This is a genomic window from Levilactobacillus enshiensis, from assembly GCF_007115095.1.
Taxonomy (GTDB): Bacteria; Bacillota; Bacilli; order Lactobacillales; family Lactobacillaceae; genus Levilactobacillus; species Levilactobacillus enshiensis.
Genome location: NZ_SULH01000001.1, coordinates 121,387 through 140,894, shown reverse-complemented (window position 1 = coordinate 140,894; position 19,508 = coordinate 121,387). Strand labels below are relative to the sequence as shown.

The window sequence follows — 19,508 nt, the reverse complement described above, 5'->3', positions numbered from 1 at the left end:
CTTTATTCGTGTTCAAGCCCCGGTGTCTGTCTTCGTTCAGCAATCGCCCGGTTCAATAAAATCGTCAGGATCAGGGCGATCACGGCAAATACGAGACTCCCCCAGCTGAGATGTTTGAGGCCAAAATGAGTCAACGACCCCGCCGCCGTTGCCGACCCCAATGAAATTCCAACATTATAGAAGATAGCATTGAGCGAGGATGCAAAGGCCGTTGCCTGCGGATAATCCGCCTCGGCAACATCCAGGAAGTGAACCTGAATGGGTGAGTTGATAATCGGGATCAGTAACATCAAAATCAGTAAGACCGTGTACCCGGGCCACGTTGCCGATAGCGCGACCGGCATCAGTAAGAACAACCCAATCTGTGCCAAGTAGAACCAGGGAAGCGTGCGGACGCCACTTCTCCCCGCAATCGTTCCGGATAGGCGGTTGCCGATAATGTCCATGACCCCTAGTAAGGACAGCATCAGGGTCATCGTCTTTAAATCAAAGCCCAGTTGTGTGGTCAGTAGCGGCCGAATGTACGTGTAATAAGCGTATAACGTTGCTGCTGAGAAGAGAACCAATACTGCCCCTAAATAAATGCGACGATCCGTCAGTAAGACGAGTTGATCCTTAATGCCCCCAGAAACGTGAGTCCCCTTTTTCGGCAGCAGCCACCCTAAAATCAAGCACGTGATCAAGCTCAGTCCGGAAATCAAATGGAAGGTCACGTGCCAACTGCTGGCGGCACTGATGGCAGCGCCCACAGGGACCCCAACCACGGAGGCCACACTGAAGCCCGCCGCAATCCACGAAATCAGCATTGCGCGCTTATTGCGTGGGGCAATGTCATTAGCAAAAACAATGATCATGGCTTCAATCGATCCCGCCACGGCCGCCGTAATCAACCGTGATCCTAAAAATGTCCAGTAAGTGCCGGCAAACCCACTCCACGTATTTCCAATCAGAAAGATCACCATCAGCGTCATCAATAGCGGGTAGCGGCCAAAGCGGTTCGTCAGCACCGTAATCACTGGCGTACTGATTGCATAAACAATGGCAAACATCGTCACTAAATAACCGGCCGCAGCGACCGTGACGTTCAGCGAGTGGGCGATATCTGAAATCACCCCGACCACCATAAATTCATTACACCCCAACATAAAAGCGACAAGTACCAGTGCGATGGCTTGCCAGCGATATTTTTTCACGACCGATGACCTCCTTGAAAGCGGTTTTAAGATTCTAATTAACAGTGTACCGCATCCCAGTTGACCGTGGCAAAGGTAAATCAGAAAAGTCATCCGCATAACTTACTAATCAGTAAATTTATTCCAGTAAATTAACGTCAACCATTGGGTGACAACTGTTTAAAATTTCCCGACATCCCTTACTTTTCCCGAAATACAGTTCAAAATCGTAGTTTTTAGGATCTTAGCCCAAACTAACTAGCTCCAGTGCCCCCCTTGACGACACCGATTTAACCCTGCAACCGTTCACTTCTAAACCTACAAAAATAGTCATGCCCAGCAGACCAGTCTACACGACTTCTGATCTTTCCTAGCATGACTATTTTTAATCCGATTTTACTTACTGATTGTCCGTACGATTTGGGCTGTAATCAGTTTTAAATCTGCCTGCTCACCCTGAACGAGGTCGGGGACAAAGGTCGATTGAATCACGTACATGACCAGCTGCCCCGCTAAAATACGCATCAGGCCAGCAACGTCAATGTCATCTCGCAATTGTCCCGTCCGGCGAAAATCATTTAAAAGTTCACCAGGGAAGTTAAAGTTATTGGTTATCGCTAATTTGCCAAACAGTTGCCGCATCTCTTCATTGGTCATCATCTCCATGGCCAGGATCTTAACGGCTTGCTCGTTATTCTTGATAAATTGATAGCGATCGGTCACGATAAATGCCACCATTTCCGGTAACGTCTTGCGTTCACTGATACCGTGGAAGAATTCATCCCGGTAAGCTGGAAAAAGGTGTTCCATGACCGGCTTCACAATCGCCAACATCAGGTCTTGCTTCGTGTGAAAATACTTAAAAATCGTAGCCTGACTAATTCCGGCTCGCTCCGCCACCTGGACGGTCGAGGTCCCATCAAACCCCGTTTCGGAAAAAAGTTCCATGGCGGCCACCAACGCCGCCTTTTTCCCCTTTGGCATCTTTTCATGCTCTAGCCACTCGCGATAACTGCTGAAAATATTTGGCTCCACATCATTCACCCTTTCTGTTAGTTTCTACAGCCGTATTCCCATTATACACGGTCGCGTACGTAAGCTGGTTCGTTGAACGCTAGCCTAAACTTTTCGGTAACGTTTCAATCCCACGACGTTGAGGACCGTCAAAACCACCAGGAATGCTAGGAGTACCAGCAGGTTACCGCCTTCGTTAAAGATCGATGTCCCGCGCATGATGATATCACTGACGGCATCCCCAGAGTATTTCAGTGGAATGATGTAGGAAATGTCTTTGACCCAATCAGCCATCGAATCCAACGGAATAATGCCGGAGAAGAAGACTTGCGGAATCACAACCAGTGGAATGAACTGCATCATTTGGAATTCAGAGTTGGCAAAAGTTGAGAGCAAAATTCCGAAGGCCAGGGCTACTAAGGCCAACAGTAGGTTAACGACCACGACACTCACCATGTTGCCAACAACTTCCATACCTAACAACCAAACGGTGACCAGGACAATGACAATCGTTTGAACCACGGCAAGAATGCCGTAACTCAACATGTACCCAAAGACGATGGCAGACCGTTTCACTGGCGTTGCCAATAAGCGATCCAAAGTTCCCGTTGTCCGTTCCTTCAACAGCGCCATTCCAGAAATCAGGAAGACGAAGAAGAAAACGAAGAAGCCCATCAGAATTGGCAACATCTTTGCAAAGTAGCCGGTATCCTTATCACCATAAACGTAATGGTTGGTGATTTTCGGCGTGGTCTGGCTGGTACTCTTGGTACTGTTGTTCGTTGCCGTCGCCTTGGTGGCAGTTGCCTGTTTGGCAGCCACCGCAGCGGCCGTCGCGTTAGTCGGTGCCTTTGCGGCAACTTGCTGCTTCTGCATGGCTTGTAATTGCGCCTGTAACTTGACCATTCCGGTCGTGCTCTTCTTCAATGCCGACTTCAATTGACTGATACTCGTCGCGGTCAAGCCATTTTTGAAGGCTAATTTCACAGCGGCCGTCTTGGTAGAGTCAGTGTTGGCGTAAGTCAAGCTGTAGTTATTGCCATTTTTCTTAATGATGGCATCGATCTTTTCATTAGCCAACGCCTTCTTCGCAGCACGCTTCGTGGCGTAAGTCTTCACATTAACGTGCTTAATGCTCCCCATCTCTTGATTTAGTTTCTGAGTAACTGCAACCGTCCCCACGTTTACATCGGTCGTGGAGTTGGTGTTAAAGATCACACTCATCAATAACATGACTAGAATTGGCGCCAAAAACATCAGTGCCAATGTCCGCTTATCCCTGAAGAGTTCCTTTAGAACCCGATTCATAATCGCAATCGTTCTCATTGTTCAACACCCTCCGCCTTTAAGAATACGTCTTCGATCGTTGCAACCTGGTACTGGGCTTCTAGGGAGGCCGGCTTGTCGAACGCCATGACCTTGCCACCCAGCAGCAATGCCACCCGGTCACACAGCTCGGCTTCATCCATCACGTGGGTCGTGATTAAAATACTCCGGCCTTCGTCGCGGATACTTCCCAGTTCTTTCCAGATCTGCCGCCGCAATGCGGGATCGATTCCCACGGTCGGTTCATCCAAAATCAGCAGTTCTGGGCTTCCCAGTAAGGCGATGGCTAATGACAACCGCCGCATCATTCCCCCAGAATAACCCGAGACCCGTTTGTCTAAATCATCCGTTAAATCCACCACTTTAGCGGCGTGATCAACTTCCTCTGTCATCGCTTGCTTGGAAATTCCTTTCATCTGGCCGTAAAACTTTAGGTTTTCGCGACCAGTCAAAGCATCATACAAGGCATCGGTCTGTGCCATATACCCAATCCGCCCTAACAGCTCACGGTTGGGCATGACGGTATCGAAAACTTTAGCGGAACCACCGCTCGCAACTTCCATGCCCAGTGTCACCTTGATGACGGTCGACTTACCAGCCCCCGATGGTCCAATTAAGCCAATGATTTCACCCTTTTTCAGGGTCATGTTGATATCTTTTAAGACGGTCTCGTTGCCAAACTTTTTCGCAAGATGATCGAGTTCAATAATTGCATTTGTCATTAGACTACCTCCCAAAACAATTTTAGTGAGTGAGTAATTACTTACCTGATAAAGTGAGTATAAGCTCACCTGACTTTTTTGTCAATAAAAGCTGGCTATTTTTTCAAAAAAAGCCTATCATGTATGTACACGATACAAAAAGGACGTGTTCAGATGCCCCATCATTTTACAACCACCTGCGCTTACTTCACGGCAGCCCGCTACATGCGATCTATAGAGCAACTCGCCGATAAAATCTACGCCCCCACCGGGATGAAACCCGCCTACGCCTACATTATGATGACCCTCGAGGATACCCATCCCCTGACGATTCAGCAACTCAGTCACCGTCTCGGTTATGAGCGCTCCAGTATTTCGCGAATGGTCAAGACTTTAGCCAACAAACAACTGGTCACCTTGACCGCCCAAGGACGTGCGACTCAGATTGCGCTTGCTCCTGCGAGCGTTGGCTTTCTTCAAATCGCCAATGCCTGCCTGGCCACCTTTAGTCAGACGACCGACAACTTATTAGGCGACCAAAAGGCCCCAATGACGCAGCTCTTAACCAATAACAATCAAAAAATTCGGGAGGACTTGCTATGATTAGTTATCACACCACACAAATTCAAGGTTTATCAATTTTCTATCGCGAGGCCGGCCAGCCTGATCGACCGACGCTACTCTTATTTCACGGCTTTCCTTCGGCTAGCCACATGTTCCGGGACCTCATGCCCCAATTGGAAGACCATTTCCATCTGATTGCACCAGACTACCCCGGTTTCGGCCAATCTGCCTCACCGGATCGCAGTCAATTTGCCTATACCTTTGACCACCTTGCGGAAATCATGACGGCCTTCATGGAAAAATTGGACTTAACTCCCGCTTACCTCTACGTATTCGACTACGGGGCACCAATTGGCTTTCGGATCGCCACTCAGCATCCAGACTGGATTCAGGGAATTATAAGCCAAAATGGGAACGTCTACCAAGAAGGATTGGGACCTAAATGGGCTGACCGTCAAGACTTCTGGACACAGCCAACAGCTGAAAAACGAGCCAGCTACCGAACTGCCTTTGCACCAGCAACTATCAAGGGTCAGTATCTAACGGGGACACGACCTGATACGGTCAGCCCTGACGGCTACACGCTGGACATTGCCTACACGCAGACGCCAGGTTACGCTGAGAGACAGCTAGATCTGATCTTTGACTATCAGAACAACATCAAGCTTTATCCAAAGTTTCAAGCCTACCTACGTGCACACCAACCTCAGCTCCTGGCCGTTTGGGGGAAAAATGATCCCTCATTCATTTACCCCGGTGCCGAAGCCTTCAAACGAGACGATCCCAATACTGAGGTCGACCTGCTCGATGCTGGTCATTTTGCGTTGGAAACTCACGCTAGGACCATCGCGCAACTGATCATTCAGTATTTTAACGTTTAGTTCAATTACTAAAGATTGAAAGATAAAATTCAGGCCTCATCTCAGTATGGTTAAGCAGTCGCGCCGTTAAATTAGGCTAAATTGGGCGCACTCCGGCTGCCAGAGATTCCACCTGCTGTGGGGACGCTTCAGACTGGCAGAACACCAGTCTTCTCGCTCGATTTGAAGCCACGAAGACCACGTGTCTCCAAAGTCGCCCGTGGTGTAAGCTGGCTGAAAAAAATCGCCAGCTAACACCACTTTCACGGCTGGCTCCATCCCTGGCCTCCTCCGGCGCTGACAGTGTTTTATCAAGATACGATTGTAGACCATAGCTACTTGGCATTTTTGGGATTCAATTGATAACGACCCTTACGGTTATTCTCAAAGTCGTCTGAGCGCACAATGTAAGCCGAGAGGTCGGCAGATATGAGCTCAGGCGCGTCGTTCTACTAAGTCAGTAAGTGCTTTTCTTACTGACTTAGTAGAAAACCAAGCTTGTAGACTCGTGACCTTCGAGGCTTCAAGTTGCGTTCGCACCGTTCCAGCTCATATCTGCCGGCCGGTAAGGCGACCAGACCACCAAGTTGCCTACTTTTAAGGCCACTGTTGTTAGAATAGGCATGAGCCATGATTTGGAACTTTCAACGTTTAGTTCAATTACTAATAAAGCAGGTGACGTCCACAATCGACGGCACCTGCTTTTTTGGTAATGATTTAGTTTGTCTGATCAATCGCGTTATAAACCGTGTGCGTCCCTGACTTCACGTACCACCCAATTCCAATCTGGGTCGTCTCTGAACTAATCAAGTTCAACCGGTGACCCCAATTGGAATCCGCATCATCGTACAAGTAGCCATCGGCGGCATCCTTCCCAAAGTTAAAGCTTAAGGAATCATAACCGGACATGTAGAGACATTCCGACCAGGTTAACCAATTGCCGACACCAAACTGATCTGCTTCCTTTTCAAACATGGCATTGCCTTGCGCATCCGTGTGAGAGAGCGTATTGATATCCGCATTGTCCTTTGCCCGCTGATTGGCAAGATTGGTCAGCTTGCTATTCAACGTCAATGGAGCTACCCCAACCTTTGCCCGTTCCTGATTGACGATTGCTAGGAAGTTTTGGGACATCTTAGCTGCATCAAAGGCGGTCTTGGTTGTGGGTTGCGTAGTAGTAGTAGCAGTAGTAGTTGTTGCTACTGCTTGAACCGACTTTTGGGTTGACTTTGTGGTTGATTTTTTAGCTACCTTTCCCGCCTTTAAATAACCGTGCCAGATCCAACCCTTCGCTTTTCCTTTACCTATGTAGTAATAAACGGCCCGCTGGTGGTTTGCCTTACGAATCGTCGCGTGTTTGGTAACGTACAGCGTTGTCCGCGGATAGTTCTTGGCGTTATGCGCCACCTTGGTCAGGCTCGTGTTGCGATAAATCTTCCCCTTAGTCGCATGATACGGCTTGGTGGTCACTTTGGTCATCTTAAGCACGATTCCCTTGGATGACTGTTTTGCCGCTGCTGGGGTCACACTCGCAATGCCCCCGATTGCCAGAACCAGGACCAATAGTCCTTTCAGTTGCCGTGATAATTTCATTAGTTGTTTACCTCCTCATGATAGCTTAAGTATAGGAGTACATGTCAAATGGCACAACCTATTAATTACTATTTCCTATTACTAATTTTATAGCACATGCCGCGCACTATTAGTCCGTAGTGTGATTTAAACCAATCAAAAGGGCCATGACCATTGTCATCGCCCCGATTTCTTTACATTCACAACGACACTGAAGCTCCGTCACAATAACGGGCTAACTCTGGCGTCGTCGGATATTGCCCCTGCTTGACGATTTCATTGTCGACCATCGTAATGGGCAGGGCCGCGCCACCCTTGGCCGCAATCAAATCCGCTACACGTTGATCACAAATAAATTGATTGCTATCCTGCGTTAAATCGTAACGTATCAGCTGAACATCGTCTCGTTGATTCAGTGTCCGCGTTGCCATGGAAATACGGGCCAGATTGGCCACCAACCTACTTTCAGTTTGACCTGTTGCACAGCCAGATGTGCCTTCGTATATCTTAATCTGCGTCATCTTGCTCCTCCTCAACTCCGGACCGATTCGCAACCGATCGCGTACTTTCAAACAGTCCACCGACTCAGTAATCACGGGTCATGTCTATTTGAATGATAGCGCTTTCAGACACAGTTCGCAACCAAAGATTTTTGTAACCTTTTTCACACATCCTTTTCATAACCGTAGCGTACGCTAACCAGTGACTGTCAGGGCGAACCCCGACTATAACTCGTCATCGCAGCTGTCATCGGGGCGTTCTCCGCCAGACACTACGTTACCGCCAACTGCCTGGCGTCCCACGTTTTGGCTCCCTAATAGCAAAACAAAATCGACTTTTTCAGAACTGAGTGTCTAAAAAGTCGATTCTAAGTTATATCATTTTTTCATCAATTCCAAGACCAAGCAAATCTCACGACGGACATCCGCCCGATCCATTGCCGCCGGGTTACGGCTATCTCGAATCAACAGTTCGTCATAGACCGTGCGTTGAAAAATAGACATGATCAGTTGGGCAATGGTGGCTAAGCGCTCCCGCTGTTCGGGCCGCGGATCAACACCGCGGAGGGCCGTCGTAATCTGCTCCTGAACGCCTTCGATCGTGCTGATCAGCCATTGCGACTGTTCGGCAGATAGCAGGGGGCGTTCCCGAATCGTAATCAGAAACGATTGATAGCCAGCATCATTGTCGAAGGATTGCCAAAATGTGTGAAAGAGGGTCATCACTTGGTCTGCCAAGTTATCGGCGTGCCAATCCTGCAGTTGAATTGCCGCAGTATTTCTTCGCGCGACGATGCCGTCATGCACGATGGTATCTAGCAACTGCCGTTTACCCTGCGGAAAATAGTAGTATAGCAGGCCTTCTGCGATACCTGCCTGCTCATTGATCATGCGAGTCGAGGTCCCCGCATAGCCATTCTTCGCAAACAGCGCGCGTCCCACATCGATAATGTTCTGCCGTTGCTGGTCACTCTTTTTCATCAGTCGTCGCTCCACTCATTTCTTCTAGTCTAACTCGTCACTACCACAATAGCTGACTAGCTTAATTATACTGCCAGATATCGGCTAGAACAGCCCCTATCTGCCGACCGGTAAGGCGACCGAGCCACCAAGTTACTCAGTTTTACCCCACTATTATTGCTAGAACAGGCATGGGCCATCCTTGGAAACTGTCAATCTTACTCGTCAGGATGAACTGGCAGCCGTTCGCCGCGCCAGCCAGCAACATCATCGGGTTCGAACCGATACGTGAGCGGCTTTCCATAAGCCTGCTCATAAGCCGCCTTCTTCTGCTGATAGTCAATCGCCATCATGGCTCGGCTATTCTCCCGCACCGACTGGTTGGGGTCCGGATAGATTGGCTTGAGCACGTGCATCACGTAGCGCGTCTGGTCAAACTCGGCATTGTCCACGCGTGGTAAATCCACAATTTCTACAAAACACGAGATGATGGGCACCCCGAACTTAGCGGCATAATAGTAGGCGCCCCGCTTAACCGGTCGTGGCTTGCGGTAATTGAACCACATCTCCTGTTCCGGGTAAATTAAGAGATATTGCTTGGCGGTCAGGACTTTTTCGACCAACTGTGGGAAAATTCGTCCTGCATATTCCTTATCATCACTAATTGGGATCGTATCGTAGTAACGCATGAGGTAGCCGATGACCCCGCCCATTTCCAAATTAGTATCGCGACTGACAATGTACAGCCGCTTTTTACTAGTGCGCTGGACTAGCCGCCGAACGACCGTATTGTCCAGGGGGTTAAAGTGATTGCTGGTAATGATGGCGCCACCGGTAATGCCCCTGAGATTCGCGACCCCTTCAAATGATGTCCGCCGATTAAAGTATCGAGTCGCCAAGCTGGCCACCTGCCGCGAGACGTGGTTGTTCAAGCGGTAACGCCACGTGCCGTCCTGCTGGAGGTACTGCCGGATAACCGTTTTTTGTTCGGCCTTCGTAAAGACGGGATCGCTCACTTCGACTTTTGCATTGAGATTACCAGCCAAGACATCCTGTTCAATGTTGGCCACAACTTTTTCCTTCATCCCACCAATAATCATATCGCTCACTCCAATTCTGTTCGCATCCGTTGAACGTCATTGTTTGTCAATTTTGAAAACTTGTCGAGTTGCCCCAAGAGGCCCTGCTCCGTTGTACGATCCTGCTTCCGTTGGTCATCCGTATAGCCCTGCTGAATGGCTTTGATTTCAGCGTAGTATGGCGATTTCGGTGCCAGCTCCCAGAAGTATTCACCGTTCTGGGCATCGCTATAGTGCCACGGCTTCCCAAACAAGCTGTAGTGCAGGAGCTTAGGGTCGGCCACCCGCGCCTGGGTCGTTGGCATCACGTTCCAGGCCCGGTCCAACTTCAAAACGCGGTTCCGGCACAACAGGTTCAGGTAATCTTGATCCGGAGCAATAAACTCGGCGTGGTAACTGGTCAACAGATGGCTAAAGGTCTCATTGAATCGCTCTGCACGCATCTGCTTCAGGTTCATCACCATCACACCCGAATTAAAGTAATCGTCGATCGGCAATTGTAAGTGGTGCTCAACGTACTGAATACTCTGGGGATTGTCCGCCGCAAAGGTATCAGCGACGGCACCGACTAAATTCGTCCCCAAGTCATAATCGAACAACTCCGCAATGTCCGTTGTGGGCACCACATCCGCGTCCAAATAGATGGCCTGATCGTATTGCGGAAACATCGCGGCAATGAACAGTCGGAAATAAATGGTGAGCGTAAAGGTATCGCCACGGAGCTTCATGTGTTCCCCCTGTAAGGCACTCAACCGATCACTCATCGGGACAAAATGAATCGCCACATTGGTCGTGGCTAGGCTTGCTAGGCGCATTTGATTTTCCCGACTCAAGTCATCGTACAGAATCGTTAAGGTGTAGTGCTGAGTTGGCGTTGCGTGAGTCGTGATTGCCGTGATTGCAACAGATAAAAACGGGGCGTAGGCATCATTGATAGAGAAGAAAAATGGGATTGTTTTGGTCATGATAAGTTCCTCCTTACAGGGTCACAATTAATTTTTGATAGTCGGCTAAAATGTCATCGTATTCGTGCAATTTTAATTTACTGTGCATCGCATCGACCTGCCACGGTTTGACCGTTAAGACGTGTAGCCAAGGGAAAAAGCGAAAGCTGGTCGTAAAATGTTGAAAGACCGTGTTGCGGTGTAATCGCCGTTGTTCGTTGTACCGCCGTGGCAACACCCGTTTGTGGGCAACGAGCTTGTTGAGTGCCGATTGATCGGGCATGAACAACTGTTGCGTTTGGCACATCTGGCGGCAACGAGCAAACAGGCCGGTTCGCCTGATTTCGGCTAAATTGAGGAGTAAGATTCCGGAATTCAAGTAGTCGAAGTGTTGCCAGTGCTGGTGAAAAAACCAACGACCATAGTGGTCCAACACGCCCGCCAATTCGAGCCCCGTCAGGTCTTGCTGATAAAATGACTGACAATCTAATCGGCAAATAACGTCGGTATCTAAATATAAAAGTCTGGCGGGCAACTCGGAAACCTGGTCGGCATACAGCCGCAACAGACAACACGGTGTGAAGATAGTATTCAGATTGGCCGTTGGCGGCGTTGCATCAACTAAGTCTGTGATGTCGATCAGGGTCACCTGATTCTCAGGATTAGCGGTCTGAACGAGGCCGTTAAGTCGCTGCGCCGTCGACTGACTTAATGGTAGATATTGCTGTGACGCATTTTCCATCCGAGCCGTCAGAATATAAATCTTCAAGGGGGCCTTGACCTGCTTCATCAGCGACAGGATTGAAATCAACAGACCCCGTTTCATCGCCGCATCCCCACAATAAAGAACATTCACCGCTTATCCCTCCTCGTAATCAATGTAAATCGCGTTACTGCTAGCCGCGCGCTTCGTCATGCACGTTTGAATCTGATCGGCCAGTTGATGCTGCTGTTGCTTGGGTGACAAGTTTCGGTCTGGTTCAAATGGACCATCGACGTACGCCACGCGCTTTGGCCGTCGACGCCACCACCGTTTGTGATAGGTCACCGTCAAACAGTAGGCCGGCACCTGAGCCGCAACCGGAAAATGAAAGGCACTCAGATTGAACGGCCGAATTCCGGTGTAGTATGGCCAAACGTGCTCTTCCGGGTAAATGACCACCCATTCTCCCGCGCGCAATTTGTCAGTCACGATCGCGTTGAATGTCCGCATCTGTTGCAGCCCCTGCGGCGTTGGGAGCGCACCGCCAAGGCAGATCACCGACCCCAGTATGGGGATTCCCAGATTGGCGGGACTCGCCAAGACATTGAACCGTTGCCGGTCACCCAAATAGTACGGCATCAGTACATCACCGGTTGGCTGTGTATGGTTCCCATACAACACGTAGCCTCGTTGGCCGGCTATCTTCAATCGCCAAGCATTCTTAAAGGTCACGGTCCAGTGGCAGTAAACGATGCTGGTGACCTTTGCCAGTAGCCGAACGAGTTGCCGCTGCCAACGCTTCCCGGGAGCTTGCCAATCAAACTCCGGTGGTAACCGATAATCCTGATGACGGCTGGTGACGACATCGTCTTGAAAGGTCCGATAACTAATCATTCGCATGGTAAGTTCCCCCCTTACTCGTCACATTTTAAGTGAGTGCTCAATTACTTTTATAGGCAGAGTGATTACTCACTTACCAATTACAATATAGCACCTTTCTTTTAGAATGCAAGCGTCTTTCGCAAAAAAAGTGAGTGTCCACACACATAAAAAAGGACGTTCTATCAGCACCATTGCTGGTGTCAGAACGTCCTGCTTTGCTTACTGCATTAAATTTAAGGTCACTAATTGATACGTGTAGTTGGCATGTTCCGTATGGGTTGTTGCGTGTTTCTTGGTCTTCACATAGAGATGTTCTGTCGTATGCGACTTAACCGTCTGAATTTTGGTCACCACTAATTTGGCACCGGGATTCAATAGGTATTCCTTCTCTCCTTTGTTTACGGAGAGTGGATCAATGTAGGCGCCATGATAGCCAACTGGTAAATTGATCTTTAAAATGACCTTACTTGCAAATCTCTTGGCAATCGTTGTGTTCAAACTCGTTGAAGAAAACGCGGCATCCTGATAGACGACACCTGGTTTGACGGCCTGCTTACCCACGGACAGTTTCAAGCCCAACTTCGAGGTTCCACGATACACGGTCAGCGGCTTCGTCAGCTTGAAGGTCTTCAAACTGGTCTGTAAAGACTGAACCCGCCGTTGTGTCTTCTTGCTAGCTTGCTTCGCCGGATTCCGCAGGGCGGCGTTCATCTGTTCATACGCGTCACCGGTATAATCGCCGACGACCTTAACCTGCTTGGCGCTTAATTTGCCAGCCCACGCCTTGGACTGTTTCACTAACCGTTGATAATCAGCCTGAGTCAGCTTGATGGCCCGATTGCTGTAGGTGACCTGTGCTGGGATATTGACGAACAACTGTTGATCACTCCCGGCCACCTTGACGACATCGCCAGTCGCCTGCTTCTGGACGATGGTCAGCGCCGTGTTCTTAGGGACGATGACCGTTGTAGCACTCTGCGTATTCGCGTCAGTCATCACGAAGGCCTTAACCGCCTGGTTGGTCACTAACTGTTGGGTCCCCCGTGACGTGGTCGAATTGGTCTGACTGGTAATCATCACAAAAGTTGGCTTTTCATGTTGCTTAGCACTCGCCGTGGTGGTCGTTGCGGCCACCCCACCCAGCAATGCTAGTCCCAAGCTTGCCACCACCAAAAAGCGTCTGTTTCTCATCATTAAAAACTCCTCCTCTGAAGTAACGGGGCCGCTGAATTTCCCCGTCAGCGGCCACCCATTTAACCTCGCAAATGATTATACCATAATGGTATGCTGCTTGAACCATTAATCCTAAAAACTGCTTAGTGATGTCCAGTTAGCGCCAGACTTAAGCCCGATTATGACCAGCATGCCTGTCTGTAGTGACTACATCTGACTAGTCTTAGCGCCCCTAATTATGCCGTTCAAATTTAAAGACGGGGACACCGTTGGTTGTGCTTAACCACAAAAAAGAGATTATGCCAAAATCCAGCACAATCTCTCTTCTTACGTTAATCCTCGTTGACTAACCGCCTAGTGTCCCCCGCTCAGTCGGCAGTTATAAAATTCAATAGTTGATAAAGTGCCAGCTGATTGGCCGTTGCCACTGGCTTAGCAAGAATCTCCGCTGCAGTTTGACCCAGGACAGACCCCGCAATGTAATCACCGTCATTCACGACCATTTCGCGGACGTTGTCGCTCAGCGGTTCCAAGTGAAACTGAAGACCTAAGACGTTGCCGTTATACAAGTAACCCTGATTGCGAACATGTGCGTTGGAAAATAGCAATTGCGCACCGATCGGTATCTCAAACATGTCCTCGTGCCAGTGTAAGACGTCCAGTTGGTCTGGTAACCCCGGAATCACATCGCTCTGCCGACTGACAGGGGCCCAACCGACTTCCTTGGCAGGTGCCTTGCGCACCGCAACGCCCAGCTGTTTGGCTACCTGTTGCGCCCCGAAACACGCCCCGAAAATTGGGGTATGCGTGGCCAATAGTTGCTGAATCAACTTGCGTTCCGCAACAATCCATGGGCGGTCATCATTAGGACTGATTGGCCCCCCTAAGATGACCAAGAGATCCGTTTCGGCCGCAGTGGGTAACTTTCCAAACTGAGCAGGATGGTAAACAAACATAGTGTGGTGCTTGGCATGCACCCAATCCCGAATCGCGCCGGGACCTTCGTCGGGCGTGTGTTGTAAGACATTGACGCGCATCAGCATCGACCCTCCTTCATTGTTGGGTCCATTATACGCCCGTCATCGGCAAGTTAATCCAGGAAGAAAACGTTTAATGACCGTTCATACGGCGAAATCAACAATAGTAGCTGTGCTGGCAAGTGTTGGACCAGATATCGACTCTGGTCACCTTCAACTAACGACAAGAAGAAAAAACCACCGAATTTTTCTTCTTCCATAAAGCTAACTATTATCCAAAGTGCAAAAACGTGCCGCCAACTGCCGACACGCTTTGCTAATACACTATTCGATTACAAATGTATTGAAAGAATGCGCCTGTATCGCTGCCGTAAAGATTTCACCCTTCACTTCTAGCGAAATATCACGTCCATTATTCATGCTGTTTGACATGACCACGACCACCTGACCATTTGGATTTTCAAAGGCAATTGATTCCCCCGACAGGTGACCCTTGTAATTCAACATATGGGCCCCCGGCTTAACAAAGTGGGCGTAATGCTTCATGACATAATATTCTGGATTATAAGTTACCGTGCCAGATTCCGCATCAATTGAAATTAGGCTATTTTGTTGCCAACCCCAACTACTCTCACCACCAGCATTTAGAACAGAGTTCCAATACAAGTAACCATTGACTCCATTGTTAAAGTAGTGCCGGTATAGATTGAAAATGTATTCTGCATACGTCCACGTATTTTTCCCATTTCCACATTCACTTTCTGATTGCAGATAATTAAGCTCTGGGAATGACTGGACTGTTCGCTGAAGCACTGACTTACCAGCCCACTGATACGTCACGCCTTTGATATACTTGTAAGCTTCTGGATCGCTCAGCACCGTTTCCGTAATGACTGGATAGTCTGTTGTCTTGTCCTCAGTCATTTCTGTATCCTCTAATGGCGAATTAATTGTTCCCAACCAAATATCGGTCTTCAAGCCCAGCTTTGCAAAGGTCGGTCCCAAGTAGTTCTTGATGAAATCACGGAGCTCCTCTCCCGTCCAGTAACAGGAAGGAAACTTTTGATTCCGCTGTGGTTCATTTTGCACATACAGTTCGCTAATGTGAACTCCCTCCGCGTCATAGGCCCGGATAAACTTTGCAAAGTAATTTGCGTAAGCCTGTTGTGTCTTTGCATCATGCTTCAGGATGCCGTAATTATAGACTGGCTTAGTCTTCATCCAGGTTGGTGGACTCCATGGCGATGCCGAGAACTTCAAATCTGTATTTCTCTTTAGTGCTGCCTTGATGTAGGGAAGCAGATATTTCTTATCTCGTTCGATAGAGAAATCTACTAGATCATAATCATCCGGTGTTTCATCTGAACTGTACCAACTAATCGCGTAATCACTAGCTCCAACTGGGATTCGGCAAATACTGTAGTTCATCCCCACACCCGGTTTAAAGAGGTCATCCATAATTTCTTCACGAGTCTTAGCTGATGCATTCTGCAGTGCCACAGCTCCTAACTCGTTAAATGTCTGACCAAACCCCCAGATTTCTTGTTGTTTAGTCGTTCCAACACTTAAATGGTTGTGGTTGATGGTTGTCGTTGTTGCCAACTGCTTTGCGACCAATTTTTCCTGTTGCGTGGTTTCATACTGCGTTGCTTTCACTTTTCGTCACACCTTTCAATTTTTAAGCTGCCTATTTAACACCTTTAATCATTAGAACCATAACACCACCAATTAAGGCGAGCGCTGCACAAATTGGAAAGATCCAATAGTAACTGCCACCAGCAGCGGTAACAATTCCAGCGGCCACAATTGGGCCTAAAATTTGTGATCCGGTGTTAGCTAGATTCAAAATGCCTAAGTCTTTCGCTGCATTCTCTGGATTGGGTAAAACTTCCAAGTTCAAAGCCTGATCAACCGCGAAGAAAATCCCCATCCCAAGACCAGCAACGGCCCCATACACTAGCATGGTCCATGGTGCACTGGAGGTAGCTGGCATAGCGACCCCGATTGCAACCAGCAATGCCGCAGTAAACACCGGAATCTTTCGACTCTTGATCTTATCGGAAATCGGTCCTGCTGTAATCGACATTACAATTGCCGTAATCATTAACAACGTTGAAATCAGCGAGACATACCGTTGCTGACCGTTTGTATTCAATCGAATATAATCACTTAAGATATACAGTTGATAAGCCATAATGGCGGAAGTTGCCGTATTGATAAACATTTTCCCAAAGAGCGCGAGATAGAAGTCTCTGGCATTATGTAATGGAAAAATAAAGTTTTGTACAAACATATTCCAGGTGAAACTCTTCTTAGGCATTGCATGACTAGAGGGTTCTCGAACAATCAAAGCGGCAATTGGTCCCGCCAACAGTGTCAAGAATCCCATGACGATAATCCCAGTTCCAATCGACTTCAAAAACTGTGCCCCAACAATTTGCCCACCATACTGACCAATAACATATCCAAAAGCATAGATAGAGGAAATCGTTCCTCGATGCTTAGGCGCGACCTGGTCAGAAATTATCGCTAGTAACGGTGCCACAATCGCATTTAAAAAGATTTGATAAATACACCACGAGACGACCAATCCCGTCACTGATGTCACCATGTTGAAAACAACTAGCATGACGCAACCACCAATGGAACCGGTAATAATCCATGGTGTCCGCCGCCCCCATTTAGAACGAGTCAGATCGGATAAGCCACCAATAATAATATTGGCTAGTGTCGCAACAATCATCGCAGCAGAAGCCATTAAGGCAACAACCGCAGCTTTATTACTTGGCGTGATCTGTTCAACCTTTGCCGGTAGTAAGACAGCATTCACACCTAGGTACGGTCCTAGCCAGAGGAGTGCTCCTAGCCCCGTTGCAATCCCAATCTTGATGGGCGCTTTCGGTTGGCGCTCATCTGGAATGGAATCAATCCAAGCCGGATCTCTTTGTTCTTCTTTACTCATTTCAGTCACCTTAGTTTCATTTATTTAGTCCTACTGAATTCGCTTACATTTTTACTTTTTACTACCTCAATGGGCTTTCCCAGACAACAATTTCATTATCCCCGGAATGTAATTGACTAAACGGTCCTGGGATATTCTCTCCAGCATCATCATTTGGCCAACCAAAATAGTCATGATCTAGTCGCAACGTACTTCCATCAGAATTTTCAAACCTCATTTCTGATAACCGAGTTGGACTAAGCGTGGCTGTACTCTGAACCTGTCCGCGAAATGTCTGGAAAGTTGCTGGCAATTTCAAGCTGACTTTAACGGTCTTCCTTGATTGAATCACAGTAAAATGCGTATCGAAATCAGCATCCTTAAACGCATAATGTTCCTTAGTAAATCCCTGAGCACCTTGTAAATAGACATTATTGTTGATATAAGCAGGTTGTCGTACTGTTTCAAACAGCTCAACGTCTCCCGGCAAACGAACTTCAACGGCCTGTACAAAATCCTCCATGGACAATGAACTGCCATCGTACGCTTTAGTCCCATTTATATATGACTGATCCGTCGATCCAATAAAAATGTTGTTCATATACCGGTCATCACTTCCATAGACCATCGCATATCCCTTAATAGCCGTGCTATGAGGAAGATGATAAGGTGTCGCACGATTTAAAACATTTTCAATTGCTATTTCACCAGCAATCAGATTATTGATAAACGCACCGCCTTGAGAAAACTCATCAATTGCGTGAATTGACGCAAAGACATTATCTGCAACTAAGAATGGGCCATGACACATCTCAATCAGCAAGTCGCGTAAATTGTGATGATACAAGTTGCGTAAAATCTGGGTTCCCTGGGCTTGCCAATCTAGCCACGTTCCTAACGTATTGTGATCAATTTGATTATCCTCAATAACCGTATCAATACCGGCATGTAATTTCAGTGCAGCAATTTCCCAACCACCAAATTCAAACTTCGTGCCAATTTCATAAATATGGTTATGACGAATATCACTGAAGATACCACCGAGATTACCAATAATGCCACCCTGACCACAGTGATGAATCTCATTATTACGGATCAAGTGCGATCCCACCATTTCTCGACTCCAGCCTAATCGCTGTGCTTCAAATACCTTTTCTAACTGATATTGATAACCTGGTTTATCATGATGCTTAGAAAAGGAATTTTCTTCACCGAGCCGCGGTGTTCCAAGACTGATAGCACTACACTTAGCATCATGGAGATCATTATTTTCAATCACCCACCCTTTAGCCCAGTGAGGACCGACCATCCCAATCTGCTCAGTTGTTGGTGGTGCCCATGGCGTTGCAGTCTGACAAATTTCAAAACCCGTAACTGTAATATTGTTAACCCCTAATCGCGACGGATAAAAGCAGGTCTGTCGAACATTAACCTCTGTTAGTACCTGATTCGGGTTCAGCTCGTGAAAGTTAGCAATCAGTGTCGTCTGATTTTTGCCGACTTCTGCAAACCACAAATATCCAGTTTGGTCAGTATGCGGATCAGGTACCGTTACATTAGTGATGTACTCCGTGACCAATTTCCGCTTAGCTCCGGCCAATACCTCATCCAACGTGCTAGCCTCATAAAACGATCGTCCGTTAACGTAAAGATCACCTGCATGGCAACCATTGCTCTGCTCTAACCAATCCCCCCGCAGTTGCTGGGAAAACGGATTAAATTTTCCAAATAACTGATTATCAATGATCGTTTGCCAAACACCTTGTTCTACCTGCTGCCAGTTTGTCACCACTTCAGCGCCACTGATGGTGACGTGTTCACCGGCAGCCGCTCGGTAGATAATTCGCTGTGTTGCCGTGCCGGACCGTCGCGGATCAACTCGCTCACGATAAACGCCTTGATGAACAATAATTGCATCTCCTGCTTTTGCTATCTGCGCTGCATGGTTGATTGTTAAAAACGGACTAACTTGATTTCCAACGTTTCGGTCGTCACCCTGTTTAGAAACATAATATGTTGACATCATTCACTCCTCCTGCCACATTCAACTGATGATTTCCGTTCATCCTGTGGAACCGACTTAACTAAATCTTGTAATCAGTGTAAGTTAAATGGCCTCACAATAATATATTGATTTTTG

19 protein-coding genes are annotated in these 19,508 nt (G+C 47.9%); 2 read left to right on the top strand and 17 right to left on the bottom strand.

What is annotated here, in order from left to right; genetic code table 11:
• Positions 1 to 2 precede the first annotated feature (2 nt).
• From FAY32_RS00630 to FAY32_RS00615, 4 genes are all read right to left on the bottom strand, one after another.
• Positions 3 to 1,193, bottom strand: coding sequence for an MFS transporter (locus tag FAY32_RS00630; RefSeq protein ID WP_143461399.1), 1,191 nt, complete (start codon positions 1,191 to 1,193; stop codon positions 3 to 5).
• Positions 1,194 to 1,568: 375 nt separating this feature from the next.
• Complete coding sequence (locus FAY32_RS00625) at positions 1,569 to 2,207, bottom strand: TetR/AcrR family transcriptional regulator (protein WP_225428255.1); 639 nt, start codon at positions 2,205 to 2,207, stop codon at positions 1,569 to 1,571.
• Positions 2,208 to 2,291: 84 nt separating this feature from the next.
• A complete protein-coding gene (locus FAY32_RS00620) occupies positions 2,292 to 3,512 on the bottom strand; it encodes an ABC transporter permease (RefSeq protein ID WP_143461398.1) in 1,221 nt (406 codons plus the stop codon).
• Positions 3,509 to 4,234, bottom strand: a complete 726-nt coding sequence (locus tag FAY32_RS00615) for an ABC transporter ATP-binding protein (RefSeq protein WP_143461397.1) — start codon at positions 4,232 to 4,234, stop codon at positions 3,509 to 3,511. Before FAY32_RS00615 ends, FAY32_RS00620 begins: the two co-directional genes overlap by 4 nt.
• 204 nt (positions 4,235 to 4,438) lie before the next feature.
• On the opposite strand from FAY32_RS00615, the gene FAY32_RS00610 reads away from it, so the two are divergent.
• Both FAY32_RS00610 and FAY32_RS00605 read left to right on the top strand, forming a co-directional pair.
• Positions 4,439 to 4,816: a MarR family winged helix-turn-helix transcriptional regulator gene (locus FAY32_RS00610; protein ID WP_225428254.1), complete on the top strand. Its 378-nt coding sequence runs from the start codon at positions 4,439 to 4,441 to the stop codon at positions 4,814 to 4,816.
• On the top strand, positions 4,813 to 5,658 hold the full coding sequence (locus FAY32_RS00605) for an alpha/beta fold hydrolase (protein ID WP_143461395.1): 846 nt from the start codon (positions 4,813 to 4,815) through the stop codon (positions 5,656 to 5,658). Before FAY32_RS00610 ends, FAY32_RS00605 begins: the two co-directional genes overlap by 4 nt.
• A 696-nt stretch (positions 5,659 to 6,354) precedes the next feature.
• Here the strand turns inward: FAY32_RS00605 and FAY32_RS00600 are convergent.
• The 13 genes from FAY32_RS00600 to FAY32_RS00545 all read right to left on the bottom strand — a co-directional run bounded on the left by FAY32_RS00600 (position 6,355) and on the right by FAY32_RS00545 (position 19,394).
• Positions 6,355 to 7,230: a CAP domain-containing protein gene (locus FAY32_RS00600; protein ID WP_143461394.1), complete on the bottom strand. Its 876-nt coding sequence runs from the start codon at positions 7,228 to 7,230 to the stop codon at positions 6,355 to 6,357.
• A 179-nt stretch (positions 7,231 to 7,409) separates the two neighbouring features.
• The gene (locus FAY32_RS00595) at positions 7,410 to 7,730 is read right to left on the bottom strand and encodes an arsenic metallochaperone ArsD family protein (protein WP_143461393.1); all 321 of its coding nucleotides are present in this window, start codon (positions 7,728 to 7,730) and stop codon (positions 7,410 to 7,412) included.
• 357 nt (positions 7,731 to 8,087) lie between these two features.
• Positions 8,088 to 8,690, bottom strand: coding sequence for a TetR/AcrR family transcriptional regulator (locus FAY32_RS00590; protein ID WP_143461392.1), 603 nt, complete (start codon positions 8,688 to 8,690; stop codon positions 8,088 to 8,090).
• Positions 8,691 to 8,887: 197 nt separating this feature from the next.
• Entirely contained in the window at positions 8,888 to 9,769 is an 882-nt protein-coding gene (locus FAY32_RS00585; RefSeq protein WP_143461892.1) for a lysophospholipid acyltransferase family protein, read from the bottom strand.
• Between the two features lie 5 nt (positions 9,770 to 9,774).
• A complete protein-coding gene (locus tag FAY32_RS00580) occupies positions 9,775 to 10,713 on the bottom strand; it encodes a glycosyltransferase family 8 protein (RefSeq protein WP_143461391.1) in 939 nt (312 codons plus the stop codon).
• A gap of 13 nt (positions 10,714 to 10,726) precedes the next feature.
• Complete coding sequence (locus FAY32_RS00575; RefSeq protein ID WP_143461390.1) at positions 10,727 to 11,548, bottom strand: glycosyltransferase family 8 protein; 822 nt, start codon at positions 11,546 to 11,548, stop codon at positions 10,727 to 10,729.
• 3 nt (positions 11,549 to 11,551) lie between these two features.
• On the bottom strand, positions 11,552 to 12,295 hold the full coding sequence (locus FAY32_RS00570; RefSeq protein ID WP_143461389.1) for a lysophospholipid acyltransferase family protein: 744 nt from the start codon (positions 12,293 to 12,295) through the stop codon (positions 11,552 to 11,554).
• A 201-nt stretch (positions 12,296 to 12,496) separates the two neighbouring features.
• A complete protein-coding gene (locus tag FAY32_RS00565; RefSeq protein WP_143461388.1) occupies positions 12,497 to 13,471 on the bottom strand; it encodes an ADP-ribosyltransferase in 975 nt (324 codons plus the stop codon).
• A gap of 347 nt (positions 13,472 to 13,818) precedes the next feature.
• Positions 13,819 to 14,487, bottom strand: a complete 669-nt coding sequence (locus FAY32_RS00560; RefSeq protein ID WP_143461387.1) for a type 1 glutamine amidotransferase — start codon at positions 14,485 to 14,487, stop codon at positions 13,819 to 13,821.
• A gap of 53 nt (positions 14,488 to 14,540) precedes the next feature.
• Positions 14,541 to 14,687: a hypothetical protein gene (locus FAY32_RS14580; protein ID WP_158727522.1), complete on the bottom strand. Its 147-nt coding sequence runs from the start codon at positions 14,685 to 14,687 to the stop codon at positions 14,541 to 14,543.
• Between the two features lie 64 nt (positions 14,688 to 14,751).
• Positions 14,752 to 16,083: a glycoside hydrolase family 30 protein gene (locus FAY32_RS00555; protein WP_143461386.1), complete on the bottom strand. Its 1,332-nt coding sequence runs from the start codon at positions 16,081 to 16,083 to the stop codon at positions 14,752 to 14,754.
• Positions 16,084 to 16,114: 31 nt separating this feature from the next.
• The gene (locus FAY32_RS00550; RefSeq protein WP_143461385.1) at positions 16,115 to 17,389 is read right to left on the bottom strand and encodes an MFS transporter; all 1,275 of its coding nucleotides are present in this window, start codon (positions 17,387 to 17,389) and stop codon (positions 16,115 to 16,117) included.
• Positions 17,390 to 17,450: 61 nt separating this feature from the next.
• Positions 17,451 to 19,394 carry a hypothetical protein gene (locus tag FAY32_RS00545; protein ID WP_225428253.1) on the bottom strand — a complete coding sequence of 648 codons (1,944 nt, stop codon included), beginning with the start codon at positions 19,392 to 19,394 and terminating at the stop codon, positions 17,451 to 17,453.
• Positions 19,395 to 19,508 lie beyond the last annotated feature (114 nt).

Excerpts from the sequence above, each read along its gene's own strand:
- FAY32_RS00560 (WP_143461387.1), bottom strand. The coding sequence starts at position 14,487 with ATGCGCGTCAATGTCTTACAACACACGCCCGACGAAGGTCCCGGCGCG.
- FAY32_RS00615 (WP_143461397.1), bottom strand. The coding sequence starts at position 4,234 with ATGACAAATGCAATTATTGAACTCGATCATCTTGCGAAAAAGTTTGGC.
- FAY32_RS00580 (WP_143461391.1), bottom strand. The coding sequence starts at position 10,713 with ATGACCAAAACAATCCCATTTTTCTTCTCTATCAATGATGCCTACGCC.
- FAY32_RS00605 (WP_143461395.1), top strand. The coding sequence starts at position 4,813 with ATGATTAGTTATCACACCACACAAATTCAAGGTTTATCAATTTTCTAT.
- FAY32_RS00610 (WP_225428254.1), top strand. The coding sequence starts at position 4,439 with ATGCGATCTATAGAGCAACTCGCCGATAAAATCTACGCCCCCACCGGG.
- FAY32_RS00570 (WP_143461389.1), bottom strand. The coding sequence starts at position 12,295 with ATGCGAATGATTAGTTATCGGACCTTTCAAGACGATGTCGTCACCAGC.
- FAY32_RS00595 (WP_143461393.1), bottom strand. The coding sequence starts at position 7,730 with ATGACGCAGATTAAGATATACGAAGGCACATCTGGCTGTGCAACAGGT.
- FAY32_RS00590 (WP_143461392.1), bottom strand. The coding sequence starts at position 8,690 with ATGAAAAAGAGTGACCAGCAACGGCAGAACATTATCGATGTGGGACGC.
- FAY32_RS00545 (WP_225428253.1), bottom strand. The coding sequence starts at position 19,394 with ATGATGTCAACATATTATGTTTCTAAACAGGGTGACGACCGAAACGTT.
- FAY32_RS00550 (WP_143461385.1), bottom strand. The coding sequence starts at position 17,389 with ATGAGTAAAGAAGAACAAAGAGATCCGGCTTGGATTGATTCCATTCCA.
- FAY32_RS00620 (WP_143461398.1), bottom strand. The coding sequence starts at position 3,512 with ATGAGAACGATTGCGATTATGAATCGGGTTCTAAAGGAACTCTTCAGG.
- FAY32_RS00565 (WP_143461388.1), bottom strand. The coding sequence starts at position 13,471 with ATGATGAGAAACAGACGCTTTTTGGTGGTGGCAAGCTTGGGACTAGCA.
- FAY32_RS14580 (WP_158727522.1), bottom strand. The coding sequence starts at position 14,687 with ATGGAAGAAGAAAAATTCGGTGGTTTTTTCTTCTTGTCGTTAGTTGAA.
- FAY32_RS00585 (WP_143461892.1), bottom strand. The coding sequence starts at position 9,769 with ATGATTATTGGTGGGATGAAGGAAAAAGTTGTGGCCAACATTGAACAG.
- FAY32_RS00600 (WP_143461394.1), bottom strand. The coding sequence starts at position 7,230 with ATGAAATTATCACGGCAACTGAAAGGACTATTGGTCCTGGTTCTGGCA.